Origin of the sequence: Oceanobacter mangrovi (assembly GCF_019740315.1) — a bacterium.
Classification (GTDB): domain Bacteria; phylum Pseudomonadota; class Gammaproteobacteria; order Pseudomonadales; family Oceanobacteraceae; genus Oceanobacter; species Oceanobacter mangrovi.
Genome location: NZ_JAHXZR010000014.1, coordinates 20,678 through 36,079 on the forward strand (window position 1 = coordinate 20,678; position 15,402 = coordinate 36,079).

General features: G+C 53.4%; 11 protein-coding genes. All 11 read left to right on the forward strand.

What is annotated here, in order from left to right:
* Positions 1-54 precede the first annotated feature (54 nt).
* The 11 genes from K6123_RS21470 (at position 55) to hpaR (ending at position 15,267) form a co-directional block, all read left to right on the forward strand.
* Entirely contained in the window at positions 55-1,059 is a 1,005-nt protein-coding gene (locus K6123_RS21470; protein WP_221801482.1) for an AAA family ATPase, read from the forward strand.
* 28 nt (positions 1,060-1,087) lie between these two features.
* Complete coding sequence (locus K6123_RS21475) at positions 1,088-2,425, forward strand: DUF2201 family putative metallopeptidase (protein WP_221801485.1); 1,338 nt, start codon at positions 1,088-1,090, stop codon at positions 2,423-2,425.
* Between the two features lie 4 nt (positions 2,426-2,429).
* Positions 2,430-5,129 carry a hypothetical protein gene (locus K6123_RS21480; RefSeq protein WP_221801486.1) on the forward strand — a complete coding sequence of 900 codons (2,700 nt, stop codon included), beginning with the start codon at positions 2,430-2,432 and terminating at the stop codon, positions 5,127-5,129.
* Positions 5,130-5,145: 16 nt separating this feature from the next.
* Complete coding sequence (locus K6123_RS21485) at positions 5,146-7,905, forward strand: hypothetical protein (RefSeq protein ID WP_221801488.1); 2,760 nt, start codon at positions 5,146-5,148, stop codon at positions 7,903-7,905.
* 252 nt (positions 7,906-8,157) lie between these two features.
* Positions 8,158-8,907, forward strand: a complete 750-nt coding sequence (locus K6123_RS21490; protein ID WP_221801490.1) for a fumarylacetoacetate hydrolase family protein — start codon at positions 8,158-8,160, stop codon at positions 8,905-8,907.
* A 12-nt stretch (positions 8,908-8,919) separates the two neighbouring features.
* On the forward strand, positions 8,920-9,687 hold the full coding sequence (locus tag K6123_RS21495) for a fumarylacetoacetate hydrolase family protein (RefSeq protein WP_221801492.1): 768 nt from the start codon (positions 8,920-8,922) through the stop codon (positions 9,685-9,687).
* Between the two features lie 175 nt (positions 9,688-9,862).
* Positions 9,863-10,666, forward strand: a complete 804-nt coding sequence (gene hpaH, locus K6123_RS21500) for a 2-oxo-hept-4-ene-1,7-dioate hydratase (protein WP_221801494.1) — start codon at positions 9,863-9,865, stop codon at positions 10,664-10,666.
* Between the two features lie 702 nt (positions 10,667-11,368).
* The gene (gene hpaI / locus K6123_RS21505; protein ID WP_221801496.1) at positions 11,369-12,178 is read left to right on the forward strand and encodes a 4-hydroxy-2-oxoheptanedioate aldolase; all 810 of its coding nucleotides are present in this window, start codon (positions 11,369-11,371) and stop codon (positions 12,176-12,178) included.
* A 108-nt stretch (positions 12,179-12,286) separates the two neighbouring features.
* Positions 12,287-13,219, forward strand: coding sequence for a 4-hydroxyphenylacetate catabolism regulatory protein HpaA (hpaA, locus tag K6123_RS21510; protein WP_221801498.1), 933 nt, complete (start codon positions 12,287-12,289; stop codon positions 13,217-13,219).
* A 280-nt stretch (positions 13,220-13,499) separates the two neighbouring features.
* Positions 13,500-14,774 carry a hypothetical protein gene (locus K6123_RS21515; RefSeq protein ID WP_221801500.1) on the forward strand — a complete coding sequence of 425 codons (1,275 nt, stop codon included), beginning with the start codon at positions 13,500-13,502 and terminating at the stop codon, positions 14,772-14,774.
* Positions 14,764-15,267, forward strand: coding sequence for a homoprotocatechuate degradation operon regulator HpaR (hpaR, locus tag K6123_RS21520; protein WP_343224025.1), 504 nt, complete (start codon positions 14,764-14,766; stop codon positions 15,265-15,267). Before K6123_RS21515 ends, hpaR begins: the two co-directional genes overlap by 11 nt.
* Positions 15,268-15,402: the final 135 nt, after the last annotated feature.

The window sequence follows — 15,402 nt, forward strand, 5'->3', positions numbered from 1 at the left end:
AGTGTCGGTTTTTGGCACTATCCAAAGTATTCAACAAGGAACGTTTGACGCGATATGAACGCCACAGAACTGCAAGACTACCTGCAAGTCATTATCGAGAACCGTCTGCATCAAGCGGTGATGCTGTGGGGTAAGCCGGGGATCGGTAAGTCCTCCATCGTGCGTAGCCTCTGTGAACAAAACACACTGCAGTTTATCGACGTGCGTTTGAGCCAGTTAATGCCCAGTGACCTTCGCGGGATTCCAGTGCCGGATCAGAAAATGACCCACTGGTATCCCCCGGCATTTCTGCCGCAGCAAGGCGAAGGCATCCTGTTTATGGATGAAATCAATATGGCTCCGCCCGCACTGCAAGGGGTGGCCCAACAGTTGGTATTGGACAGACAAGTGGGTGACTACCGCCTGCCCGATGGCTGGCTGGTTTGGGCAGCAGGGAACCGCAGTACCGACCGCGCTGCGGTTTACGATATGCCCGCACCGCTTGCCAACCGATTTATCCACCTGACTCTGAACGAATCGGTCAATGACTTCCGCGCCTATGCACTGTCCACTGGATTGCATCCAGACGTGATCGGCTTTGTCAGTTTTCGCAGTGATCTGCTGCACAAGATGCACCCGACCAACCCGGCATGGCCATCACCACGCAGCTGGGAGATGGCTGCTCGTTTGCACCAGATCGGTTTGTCGATCGAGTCCGCTGTCGGTGATGCCTGCGCACTGGAATTTCATGCCTTCTGCCGTCTGCAACACGATTTGCCAGACATGGAAGCCATTCTTAAAGGCACATCTACTGCGGAATTTCCGCAAGAACCCTCATTACGCTATGCACTGATCTGCCACCTGATCAGCCGATCAGAAAAAAGCCAACAAGCCGTGCATTGTTTTGAGTGGCTGATAACGCAAGCAAGCTCCGAGTGGATTCAGATGTTTGTCTCTGAACTGGTGCCTGTTCTGAAGCAGCGCAAGCAATACTCTGCCTTCACCAAAAACATTATTGGCAACGAAAAAGCGCGACAGTATCTGACGCTATTTGCAGGGTTAATGATGGAACTTGAATGAGTTCACCAGAACAACAAGGACCAGCCACATGCCCCCTTTACAGAACAATCTGGATGATCTCTGGACTCGCTTTGTACTGATGCTGCGCAAGCAGCATCCTTTTCTGGCCAGTCTGGCCATGTTCGCCCGTTTTGAGCCAGACAATCAGGTTCACATCGCAGAAACGGCAGGCCAGACGTTACAAGTGGACCCCGGGTTTTTAAGCTCTCTGCCACGACCGGAACAAACCAGCTACCTGTTACACCAGCTGCTGCACCTGGCGCTGAACCACCAGCAACGAATGGGAGAACGAGAGCAATCCCGCTGGAATGAAGCCGCCGACATTGTTGTAAACCAGATCATCCGTGAGACCACCCGCTTTCCGGCAGCCCCTCGAACATACTTCGAGACTGGCTTTGCCGGCTATTCGGTTGAAGAGGTTTATCAATTACTGCCGCCAGTTAATAAGAACTGCCAAAGTACAGAATCGGCACCCAACCACCAGCCTTCAGTCCCCCAACAATCCACTTCCTCAAACACGAACACTGAAGGAGGCTCAGATACGAACAAGCCAGGCTCGGACAACATGGATGGAGATGGAACACCCCATCACGACCTGTTGCGCGAGCCTTCTGTCGGCTTGCAGCAGCAAAGCACAAATAGCCACAACTACTGGCGCGGCGCGCTGGCAACAGTACAACAGCTGGCAAACGACCAGATAGCCATCGGCCAGGCGGAACAGAATGCCAGCCACCTACCTGCCGGAGTACTACCCGGAGATACCACTTCGTCGTTAGCTATCGAGCTTGAAATTCTGCGCGAGGACAGCCTCGACTGGCGCGCCATGCTGCGCCACTACATGATTCCCTCACGCAACGATTACGTCGAGTTTGACCCCAGATTGCTGCATCAAGGTTTGCATCTGGAATACCTGCAATCCGAGCAGTTGCGCGTCGACATCATTATTGACACCAGCGGTTCCATTGAACGCGATCAGCTATCGAGTTTTATGAACGAGGTGGTAGCCATTCTGAACAGCCACCCGGATATCATTGCCCAGTTGTTTTACATCGATGTGGAACTCAACGGCCCACACCTGTTGCAACGCAATCAGCCCCTGCCTCAACCGGTCGGTGACGGTGGCACCAGCTTTGTGCCCTACTTCAATTTTCTGGCAACCGAGTACAGCCTGCTGGAGCGTCCTTCGGTCGCGATCTATTTCACGGATGGCTTTGGAGAATTTCCCGCCGAACCACCAGATATTGACGTGTTATGGGTAGTGCCTCCTCGCTCATTCGACCAGGCACAATATCTGTACTGCTTGACTGAAAGAAACCCCAACCGCCCCCTGTTTCCATTTGGGGTCAAAGTCGATTTAAAGGACTAAGAAAATGACGATTGATTTGCTCAGACAATCACTACAAGCCCCGGATGAAGAGCTCGAATATGATGGTGGTTGGGGAGATAAATACCCGGCTAATGGATTCTGGCGGCAAGTAGAAAATCAACAACAACTGAAAGAGGCGCTGGCGACTGTTGAAGCAATTAACCACGTTGATTTTTGTGTGATTGAGCAGTGCCTGCTATCGCCGCAGTGCCAAGAATGGTTCATTGCCTGGGTATTTATTCTGCGCAAGCACCTCACCACCGATCAATGCTTTCAGTTACTAAGCCATCCCAATGCCCCCGGCTCTCTGGTCGAACTCACTATGATTTTCGAATCAGAACTTATCGACTCAGGAGCAGCGGCAGCCAGGAAGTTTGTTGAATCCGCTCACACCCACCACCAAGACATTGACGATGAAATCAATAAGATCACCAGAAGAAGCAAAGAAGCCCGTCCCAGTCAGGTCATCGGGTTTAAAAACATCGAACACGTACTGTTTTACAGCAATGGGTTAAGAGGTTTGAGAAAACTTTTCAGGGATTCCTCAACCCCGATCAAGACCTATCCCCCGGAAAGCCTGCTAAACGATATGCTGACTAGTCTTGAAGAAAAATGCATCGCCGATGACCTGAAGATTTTCCTGCAGTTGGCAACCGAGCTTCAACCACAGCATCTTGAGCAAATGGCCGACTCGAAACACTGGCACTTGCGACTGGCCGTGGCCCAGTCCTCAAGCGCCTCCGGTGAACTACTCAAAAAACTTGCCAAAGACGGCAGCAAAAAGGTTCGGGAAGCAGCATCAATTAGCGCTCAATTGTCCGCAAGACAGTCCCAACCACAAAAGACAAATAACCAGCAAGCAACTGCTCCAGACTTTAACCTTCGATTAATGCAGAAGGCCGTACCGGTAGAGCAGCTACGGGAAATTGCACAAGCTGGCTCGGCTCTATCTGCCTGTGCTGCCACCTTGCATAGCAACAGCACCATCGATGTGATTCATGCCGCCGAAAGTCGCGACTTACCTGAATGGGCTCAACTCGGCATCGCCAGATCCACAGATTCAAAGGAACGCATTGAGTCACTGCTGAAGGGTGCCAGCAAGTTCATCAGGATTGCACTAGCAGCCAACCCCGTACTGACTAAACAACAGGCTTTACAGTTGCTCGGTGATGACTGGTGCAACGCCATTATCGCCAACCGATTTATCGACGATCCAGAGGTTCTGGATTCAATTACCGAACCAGAAAAGTGGCCAGAGATGCTGGCGACCTTGCGTAATCCCGACACTAAAGCCAAACAGCTGCAAACACTCTTTTATGAAAAAGACTTCAGATTTGAAATCATGGGCCGCTTAATCGCGCGCCATCCTAACTGCCCAAAAATCTTTTACAAACGTTTGGCGGCATACTGCCCCGAGGATCTGAAACAAAACCCAGCCTACGCCCTGTCGATGCTGGAAAGTGGTATAGCGGTAGTTCCCCAACCGCTTCGGCCAAACTCAATTTGTCCAGACCAGGACAGTGATGACAGCTATGAAATGGCGATCACTGATGCCTTGAATCGTTATGCAAATGACGACGCCCTGATCCGCCGGATTGCCGGTTCAAGAGCTCTCAACCCTAACGAAGCCAACCGGCTGGCCATCACTGACGATATCCATATTCACAATCGCATCCTGCGAAAAGACACGCCAGTTTGCAGCGAATTTATCTATCGCCTGATCGCTACAACCGGAACGCCGCTACAACGTAAACAACTGGCGTCACTGAAATTGAAGCGGGTGTACACACAGCTATTGCGGGAATTAACCAGCGACAAGGACAGCTCAGTACGGCAGGCCGCTGGCAAACAAGCAACAAAGAGAGGACTGGCCTCTGCCCAAACACCCGATAAAACCAGCCTCCGTACCCTGGGCAACAAGGCCGCACGTATCGACCTGGCTAAAACCAGCAGCGACCCTGACATTCTGCACATGCTGTGTGGAGACAAGGTGCTGGATGTTCGCCGGGCACTGGCCAAACATCAGCAGGCGTTACCTTTTTCCTGTCTGGAAAAACTACTGACCGATAGCGACGACCAAGTCGTCGACAGTGCTTTTTGGATACTGGATCGAATGATGAGTTCGCCAACGCCACCATCTCGGAATCAACTGCAAGCAGCCATCATCCAGATTCTTGAAAACAAGGACTTTTCTCCAGGCTTGAAATCCATGGTGCTGAAGTATTGCGACAATGCCCCATTGCTTGAAGCCATGTTAGAGCAAAAAGAAATTCGAAGATTTGCTCGACCCAAAAGTGGTAGCCATGTCCTGCTGTACAAAACCTTTTTGGACATCCAGAGCGCAGACGAATCGTTCTGGCTGTTACAGCATGAAAATGTACCGGCTGAAATCATCGAGCAGCTGGCGACTCAAGCTCAGGATCCGACCAGCATGCTCAAAAAACATATCGGTGAAAGTCATGGTACCTCCGTCAGCTCCCTGATCTACCTGATCAAGCATCACCCCAACCTGCTCGCTCACTGCTCACTGCAGAAAGCCATCGATCATGCCAACCGAAACAGCCACATGGACTTTGCTGATGCTCTGAAGTCGGAACCATTTCTACAGCCGTTCAAGGATTTTCAGGCACAGCTTCAAAACCCCAAAGACCAGCAGTTATTACAGCAACTGATCGATGAGGCAGAACAACCTGAAACGGTTTGAACAAGGAGTGACTGACATGGAAATAGACCTGAAACACGAAGCCCAACAATACATTTCCAGCCAGCATTACTGGGTGGATAGCCCAAAGGAAGTGAGAAAAGGCAGCCCGTCTCCCACATTCATGCTGGAAGTCGCACGAGCCATTAGTGAAGCCAGCGATTCACTGATCGACGAATGCCTGAACTTGCCAGATTGTCAGGGCTGGTTTCTGGAGTGGAGTCTGCTGCTTCGTAGCCACTGCAGCGATGCTCAGCTAGAGCTGATTGTGTTACATCCCAATAGTGATAAACACTTCATACAACAATTGGCGTTTATGATGCCGCTATGGTTCCAACAGCTCGAAAGCAAAGGACGAATGACCGAGCGAGTAAAAGCCCTATGTGGAGCGGAACTGGTAGACCTGCGTCTGCAACATAGCGATGACACCCGCCAAATAGCCGCCATTATACTGCTCTCGGAAAGCCTGTATTCAGGCCTGTTAAGTCTGCGTTGGACATTACGCACCTGGTATCCGGGCTCAACCGTGGAAGAGCGCCGCTTTCTGATTGCGTCGGTGCCTCCACTGTTTGCGGAGTTTGCTCTGAACTGGGCCTGTGCAACCGGCAAGAAAGTAGACATCGACGCAATTACGGACTTTATTCCGCAATTGTCCAAACAGCAGTTAACCCTTCTCACCAATTCAGAAGCACGCCAGGCTCGTGTGCGGGCAGCGTCCGACAAGCAGTGTCCATTGGAATTATTGATTCAGCTGAGCCAGGACAAAAGCAAACCGGTTCGGGAGGCGGCGTTGCGCCAGCTACCACTGGAATATCACCCAAAAACAAAGCCAGCCAGGAAATCCCCAGGAAAAAAGAACACATCGTCGAAGAACACATCAACGCAAGACACAGACATTCAGGAAACCAGCTTCATCAACAGCCTGTTATCAGATGCCCTTAGCAGCGACGACCTGATCAATGTCGTCCGCAATGGTGATGCGCTCAGTGTTTGTACTGCCACACTGCACAACAACGCCAATGCGGAAATCATCACCATTGCAGAAACCCGCCAGTTACCCGAATGGGCTCAGCTCGGTATCGCCAGACACACCCGCAACGCTGAACGAATCAATCAGCAGATGAACTCCAGAGACGAACACGTCCTTATTGCTCTGGCCGCTAACCCTAACCTGACCCCCGAACAGGCACTGGGCATGATTGGTCCAAACAACTGGGTCAACGCCCAGATAGGCAACCAGTTCATCGACAACAACGACATACTGGATCGTATTGCCAAACAGGGTGACTGGAAACAGGATCTCCCCGTATTACGAGACCATTCCACTACGGTCAAATCGCTGCAGGAAACGTTTCGTAAACGTACCCTGGGCTACGCCCTGATTGACCGCTTGATGGCCCGCAACCCCAAGTGTCCAAAAACCTTTTATCGCAAATTGGTGTATTACGTTCCCGATGACCTGCAACAGAACCCGGTTTACGCACTGCATCTGCTGGAATCCGGCAAAGCCGTATCACCATCCAGCTACAACCTCGCGAATGTTGTCAAAGAAGTCTATCGAGGTGACTCAGAAGGGTTAGAAGTTATTTTTGACGACATGATGACATCAGAAACGGACGCCAAACTGGTAAGAGATGCGCTCACAGCCCCCAGCCTCAACCCCAACCACGTCAACCAAATTGCGATAACTGCGGATCGTTACCTGCACAGGGCATTGCTGGACAATAAATGTCCTTGTCACAGCGAATTTGTTTATCGAATCATTGCCGCCGTTGGTTCTGTTACTCTACGCAAAGCCCTGGTCAACCATCCCCAACAACCAGCCTCCGACGAATTAATTCTGCTGCTGACCGACGACAAGGACAGCTCCATTCGCCAGTCAGCCGCCATCGAAGCTGCTCGCCGTGGACTGATCAAATCCTTCACCCCCGACAAAACCAGCCTGAAATCCCTTGGTAACAAGGCTGCCCGCATCGATTTGGCAAAGAACAGCAATGACCTGGAAATTCTGCAGATGCTCTGCAACGACAAACTGCCAGCTGTGCGCAGGGAGGTAGCTAGAAGAAGAGAACAGATCCTGCCATTACAGAACCTTCTCCAACTCACAACCGATAGCGATGAATATGTCCAAAGATCTGCGATCTATACCCTAAATGAAGATATCAATAACGACAGTGGCGAACTGCACCAGCAGTTTCAAAGCGAGTTAACGGCGCTTTTACAAGATGAACAACGCCCGGCAGAACTCAGAGCCCTTGCACTGGCACACTGTGAAGATGGTCAACTGGTTGACCAATACTGGCAGCACGAATCGATTCGGGCCGAATTTCTCACCGATACTGGTTCTCTACTCCTGTCACCGCACAGTCATTCTTCGTTGATGCGGCATTACCTGGATGCAGAACCCTTCGACGGAGAAAAATTCAAGGCCTGCTATCGCCTGAAAAGTCTGACCTTTGAACAAATCGACATGACTTTAAGCCGCTACCCCAAAGTCGCAAACGAGATGTATGAGGAATTGCGGCATAACTATAGTCTGAGGAAAGAGTCGCACCGAGCGGAAGAGGTATTGACCTTCCTGATTGCCAATTACCAATCATATATTCATCCCCAAGCGGCTCCCGAATGGGCAAAAGACCGCAAGGAAAAACTTACTAAAGCCATTGCGGCCTACCCGGACCTGGAACCCTTCAGAGCCTTTGTTGAACGCATTCCCAATCACAAAAACGTCATGCTCAGCATACTGGCGCAAGCTGAAGAACTGGCCGTTAGCTGCTGATATCCTGGTCGGATCATAAGGAGTCAGTCCCTCTATGATCCGATTGGTCCCCACCGCTTTTTCCGCCAGTTTCTCGAGCAATCTATAGCTCACTACAATAATTAATATATTAAGTTATTGACATCCGCCAGACTCGCAGCAAAACTAATTAACATGTAAACAAAAATAACGATCACTGTCATGCAGCTGATCCCGGTGACGGCCAATCTGCTGGTGCTGTCACCCGTCATTCACTCATCTGGAGAGCTCGCAATGAGACATTGCCGAATCCTCAAGGACGGCGTGGTAACCGAGGTTGCCATTGCGAACAACGAAAGCCTGGCTGCCGACAGCCAGTACCTGGCCGCCACTACGGGCACGGTTTATGGCATCGCGCTGAACGACAAGGCGCTGTACGCCAAGCTGGAACCCTCTTTCAACGACAAGCCACATGTGAGCCCACCAACCCGCCCGGTACTGCACATCAAGACCGCCAATACCCATATTGGTCATGGCGCGGCGATTCCGGCTCCAGCTGACGGCACCACCCTGTATGCCGGTCCTGCGATCGGTATCGTGATTGGCAAGCAGGCGACCCGCGTATCCGAAGCCGAAGCGCTGGAATTCGTCGGTGGCTACACCGTGGTTAACGAAGTCTCACTGGCAGAAACCTCTTTCTACCGCCCAGCGGTAAAAGCCAAGTGTCGCGATGGTTTCTGCCCGATTGGCCCATGGGTGGTTGATGCTGCCGATGTTGCGACACCTGAAGCACTGACGATCAAGACCTTTATCAATGGCGAACTGAGCCACACCACCAGCACCGACCAGCTGCGCGCTGGCGTGGCCGAACTGGTGAGCTACCTCAGCAGTTTTATGACCCTGAAAGCCGGTGACCTGATCATTGCCGGTACCCCGGAACGCACTGACGCACTGGCATTAAAAGCCGGTGACACCGTTGCCATCGAAATCGACTCCCTCGGCCGTCTGGAAAATCCGGTCGTGAATGAGTCTGAACTGGGTTAAGGGGAACAGCACATGAAACGCGCACGTATTCTGGTTAACGGCGAACTGACCAACGTCACTGTCAACGACAACAACGATGCGGTACTGGCTGACGGTACTGTGATTGCCCAGGCCGATGCTGACTGGCAGCCGCCTTGCGACGGCAAGATCTTTGTTCTGGCGATCAACTATGCAGACCACGCCGCCGAGCTGTCCTTCAAGGCACCGGATGAGCCACTGGTATTTCTGAAAGGCCCGAACGCCCTGCTGGGTCATAATAAAAACACCTACCGGCCAGACAATGTTGCCTACATGCACTACGAGTGTGAACTGGTGGCGGTGATTGGCAAGACCGCCAAGAACGTTTCCCGTGCAGACGCCATGGACTACATCGGTGGCTACACCGTCGGTAACGACTACGCTATCCGCGACTATCTGGAAAACTACTACCGCCCCAACCTGCGGGTGAAGAGCCGCGACACCTGTACGCCAGTTGGCCCGTACATCGTCGATGCCGCCGACGTACCCGATCCGCACAACCTGACCCTGCGCACTTACATCAATGGTGAGCTGAAACAGGAAGGTTCCACCAAAGACCTGGTGTTCAACATTCCGTATCTGGTCGAGTACCTGAGCAACATCATGACGCTGGAACCGGGTGACATGATTTTCACCGGTACTCCTGAGGGTCTGGCTGACGTGCAGCCGGGCGATGAAATCGTTACCGAAGTGGAAGGCGTCGGCCGTCTGGTTAACCACATGATCAGCGAAAGCCAGTATCTGGAATCGCTGCAGGGCTAAGCGCCCAAAGCACCCTATTGGTGAAAAGCACAAGACAACAACAGCAACCCGAGCTGCGCTGACCGGCTGACTCCTGTCAGGAGACCACAGGTTTGGAACCCTTCTTCCCCACCGCTCATCCGGGGGAGAGGGGTCCCTTATAAACAGCCAGCAGCACTAAAGCCGAGGAACCCTCATGCTTTCAGAAGACATTATCAAAGACTGCGCGGCCCAGTTGCACCAGGCCGAAAAAGACCGTCAGCAAATTCGCCAGATCTCACTGCAATATCCGGACATTACCATTCCAGATGCCTACAAGATCCAGAGTGAGTGGCTGAAGCTGAAGCTGGCCGAAGGTCGCAAGATCATCGGTCACAAGATCGGCCTGACCTCACGCGCCATGCAGATGTCCTCCCAGATCGACGAGCCGGATTACGGCACCCTGCTGGACGACATGCTGTTCCAGGACGCCGGTGACATCCCGACTGACCGTTTTATCGTGCCACGTATCGAAGTGGAACTGGCGTTCATTCTGAAAGCACCACTGTCCGGCCCCAACTGCACCATCTTCGACGTTTACAACGCCACTGACTACGTCATCCCGGCGCTGGAACTGATCGACGCCCGTTCGCAATCCATCGACCCGGAATCCGGTCGCCCACGTAAAGTGTTCGACACCATTTCCGATAACGCCGCCAACGCGGGCATCATCATGGGTGGCCGGCCGATCAAACCCACCGACGTGGACCTGCGTCGCGTAGGTGCCATCATGTACCGTAACGGCGTGATTGAAGAAACCGGCGTTGCCGCTGGTGTACTGAACCACCCGGCCAACGGTGTGGCCTGGCTGGCCAACCGTCTGCACCCGTACGGCATCACGCTGGAACCCGGCCAGATCATTCTGGGCGGCTCTTTCACCCGTCCGGTGGCGGCACGTAAAGGAGACACCTTCCAGGTCGACTACGGCGAGCTTGGATCGATCAGCTGTTATTTTAAATAATCGGTCAGACGCATTGTCGGATGCGGTTAAAAACGGGTTCCCACTCAGAAGCGTGGGAACGAGAAAAACAAGCATCACGCCATTCGTAGGAGGGAATTTATTCCCGATGGCCCAAGGCGGGCCCGCGATTTTCGCGAATAAATTCGCTCCTACAACAGGTCGGATAAGCTTGCGCCATCCGACACAGGTGCGGTTACAAACGAGTTCCCACGCAGGAGCGTGGGAACAAGAAAAACAAGCATCACGCCATTCGTAGGAGGGAATTTATTCCCGATGGCCCAAAGCGGGTCCGCGATTTTCGCGAATAAATTCGTTCCTACAACAGGTCGGATAAGCTTGCGCCATCCGACACAAGTGCGGTTAAAAACGGGTTCCCATGCAGGAGCGTGGGAACAAGAAAACAAGCACCACGCCATTCGCAGGAGGGAATTTATTCCCGATGGCCCAAAGCGAGCCCGTGATTTTCGCGAATAAATTCGCTCCTACAACAGGTCGGATAAGCTTGCGCCATCCGACACGGGTGCGGTTAAAAACGGGTTCCCACGCAGGAGCGAGGGAACAAGAAAAACAAGCATCACGCCATTCGCAGGAGGGAATTTATTCCCGATGGCCCTAAGCGGGCCCGCGATTTTCGCGAATAAATTCGCTCCTACAACAGGTCGGATAAGCTTGCGCCATCCGACAGAGCTTCAAGGAGACAACATGTCCGCTCCAATCAACCAATTCAAACAGGCCATGTTGGCCGGTGATCAGGCCCAGATCGGTTTGTGGCTGGGGCTGGCCAACAGCTACACCGCCGAACTGCTGGCCGGTGCCGGTTTTGACTGGCTGCTGATCGACGCCGAACACGCGCCTAACGATCTGCAGACTATCCTGGGTCAGCTGCAGGCCATTGCGCCTTATCCGGTAACACCGATTGTGCGTCCACCCTGGCCGGATGCCGTGCGTATCAAGCAGATTCTCGATCTGGGTGCCCAGACCATTCTGGCGCCGATGGTGGAATCCGGTGAACAGGCCGCCGACGTTGTTGCAGCCACTCGCTACCCACCGCAAGGTATTCGTGGGGTTGGCAGCGCGCTGGCGCGAGCTTCTGCGTTCAATCGTGTACCTCAGTATCTGCAGACAGCCAACGAGCAGATGTGTGTGCTGATCCAGATCGAAACCCCGGCAGGCGTTGCCGCACTGGATGATATTCTGGCCGTCGAAGGCGTCGATGGTGTCTTCATTGGCCCGTCTGACCTGAGCGCCTCAATGGGCTATATTGGTAACCCGGGTCATCCGGAAGTACAGGCCGTGATTGAAGAATCCATCGCCAAAATCGTTGCCGCAGGCAAGGCACCGGGCATCCTGATCGCCGATCAGGCACTGGCCCAGCGTTATATTGAACTGGGTGCGCTGTTTGTGGGTGTTGGCACAGATACCGGTTTGCTGATGAAATCGTCGAATGAACTGGCGGCCAAATTCAAGGCCTCCATTGAAGCGCCGAAAGCCGAAAAAGGTTCAGTGTATTAAGCGGTCTGGCGTCAGGAGACGGGAGTCAGGAGCGCCTTCCCGACGCCCGACGCCCGACGCCCGACGCCCGACGCCCGACCATAAAATAAAAAATAAGAAGAAAACCCCATGCCGGTTAACCATAACAACGAATGGATCCCCAATATCGTTATTGGTCAGGATTACGATCAGCACTACCACGATGCCGAGATCCACTTCGACGTCCTGGGCCGTATGGCCGATCATTTTGGCCGCGACATGCCGGTGCATATGCACGCCCAATACGTGCAGATTCATTTGATCCACGAAGGTGAAACCCATTTTCATATCGACGAACAGGTGTACCACTGTTTTGGTGCCTGTTGTTTCCTGACCCCCGCGGCGGTTCCCCATTCCTTTATGACCGAGCCCGGCGCCAGCGGCTGGGTGCTGACGGTGCATCAATCACTGGTGTGGTCGCTGATGGCTGGCAGCCAGCAGAGTCAGCAGGAAGTTGGTCGTTTGCAGCCTATTGGCATCGAGCAACAACAACTGTGCGCCACCGACCGGCTTGCCTGGGATCGTCTGGTCGGCAGCTTTGAAGCCTTGCAAGACGAGTGGAATAGCAGTCACGCCGATAAACAATTTGCCCTCGAAAGCCTGATTCGGCTGCTGTTGCTGCAACTGTTACGACTATCGCCAAAATCGTCTGCCACCGAAACCGTTGCCAGTGAAGAGCTGCGCTTGTTCCGGCGTTTTTCAGAACTATTGGAACGGGAGTTTCGCAATCGCTGGCCGCTGTCACGTTATTGCTCCAGCATCGGCGTGTCTGAAAGCCGCCTCAACCACATCAGCCAGCGGGTCGCCAACGTACCGCCGAAAAAGCTCATCCACGAACGTATGCTGCAGGAAAGCAAGCGCTTGCTGCTGCACTCCACGCTGTCGATCAACGACATCGGTTTTGAACTCGGTTTCAGCGATCCATCCTATTTTTCACGCTTTTTCCGCAAGCAGACGGGTCTGACACCACGGGATTTCCGTCTGACCAGCACCGAGCATTCCGCCAGCGGCCACACTCACTAACAGGTCGCTGGGCGTGGGAGCGCAGGCGGCCCGCCTGATGACTGTCCGGTGTAAATGAATATCCAGCCCAGGCTAACGAGTCAGTTTTTAACCCGACTCTGTTTTTAACCCGATTCTGAATCACCAAAGTGAACAGTGTAACGGCGTTAAAATTGCTTGTTTTAGTGTAATATTGACATTTATTTAACATATTAAGAGATCAGTTTTGTCCGCGTCGTCCACCACTACTGCAACAGCGCTTCCGGCTGGTTGGCCAGCCCCCGTCGTATCCGGTGTGTTATTGCTCATTACCTGGGCACTGACGCTGGCGGATTCACTGCATTGGCTCGAAACCACCACACTGGCAACCGTGCTGGCGTGGATCTACGTGGTACTGGAATTGCCACGCCTGAGCCCCAAACAACGCAAGCCGATTGTGGCACTGATCGCTGGCGGCATTGTGTTTACCGGGCTCAGCAGCTACACCACCGGCCAGCTCGACCTGATTGCGCTGGCTTCCGAACATTTGAAGCTGATCATGCTGCTGGCATCGGTGAATTTTATTCGTATGGCGACCCGGCTTTATGGCGGTAGCAGCAGCAAGGGATTACCAAGCTTTCTGGCCACCTTTACCGGCATGCATCTGTTTTCGTCGGTCGCCAACTTCTCTTCGTTGATGCTGGTTGGTGATCAGGTCCGGCGGCCACGCACGGAAGGCCAGCCCGACATCAGCCCGCTGTCGTATGTCATTCTGACCCGTGCGTTTGCACTGGCAATTTTCTGGTCGCCGTTCCTCAGCATGATCCCGCTGCTGCTGCACCATGTACCGGGTGTCGAGATGAGCAAGGTGTATCCCTGGTCGATGGCAATTGTGGTGTTCGCATTGGTGTTCACTGTGCTGGAAAGCCGTTTCCGTCACCACCAGGAACTGCAGCAATACAATGGCTACCCGATGCGCCCGGCCAGCCTGAAACTGCCAGCGGTGATGATTGTTGCACTGCTGGCGACCCACCAGTTGCTACCACAGCTGCCGATGTTGGTGGTGGTATCTATCATCGCTGTGCTGGTGCCAACCCTGTGGATGCTGCTGACCCACTCACCACAACAAAGCGTCGACAAGCTGAAGAATCACGTCAAGGTGGTACTGCCTGGCGCCCGGCCGGAAATTTCGCTGTTTCTGGCCGCCGGTTTCCTTGCGGCAGCGGTCAAAAGCAGCATCAGCGCCGGACTGATTCCATCGCCGTTTGAACATACCGACGCCCTCGCCGCGACTATTACCATGGTGGCCGTGTTTGTGATCGCCAGCCTGGGGATTCACCAGTTTGCGCTGGTAGCGATTTTTGCCGGTTTGCTGGCACAGGCCACCACTACGCCATCGCTGATGGCACTTGCCTACATCGTTGGCGTTTCTCTGGCGATGTCAGGTTCGGTGTTCAGCGCGGTTAATTTTATTTTGCACGGTCAGTATCAGGTCAGAAGCAGGGATGTCTTCCGCCTTAACCTGCCGTATTCCATCGCTGTGCTGATCTTCAGCACTATTCTGTTATTTGTTATGGAGGCCAACGGTGTTCAATAATCTGGCACCTGAAACCGATTCAGCATCTGCTCCAACTGCGGATGCCAGCTGCCCAAAGGAAGTCATCGACATGCGCAAGTTCAACGACTCGATTCCACTCAAGTTGCTGCGAGCACGAGAAGCCACCATGGCGTTCTTCCGCCCGATCCTGCAGGAAATCGGGCTGACCGAACAGCAGTGGCGGGTGATCCGGGCGTTGAATGAGTACGAGGAGCTGGAATCCAAACAGCTGGCCGATATTTGCTGCATCCTCAGCCCCAGCCTCACCGGCATCATTAACCGGCTCGAAGCCAGTGGCCATATCAAGCGCCGCAAGTCGACCGAAGACCAGCGTCGTATGCTGATCAGCCTGACCGACGAAGCCAAGACCATGTTTGCCGGTGTCAGCCCGCGACTGGAAGGCCGTTATCATGCAATTGCTGACAAGCTGTCGGCGGAAAAGATGGCACTGCTGCACGAATTGCTCGACGAAGTGATTAACCTCGAACCCTGACAGCAGGGTCCAATTGGAGCGCGGGCTTCTCGCCCGCTCCAGTCTTTTCGCCTGAGCCAGGCCCAACAAATTTCCACGCCTGACAATTCGGCCGCTCTCAACAACTGGGCCGCTCTCAGCAATAGGGCGCTCTCA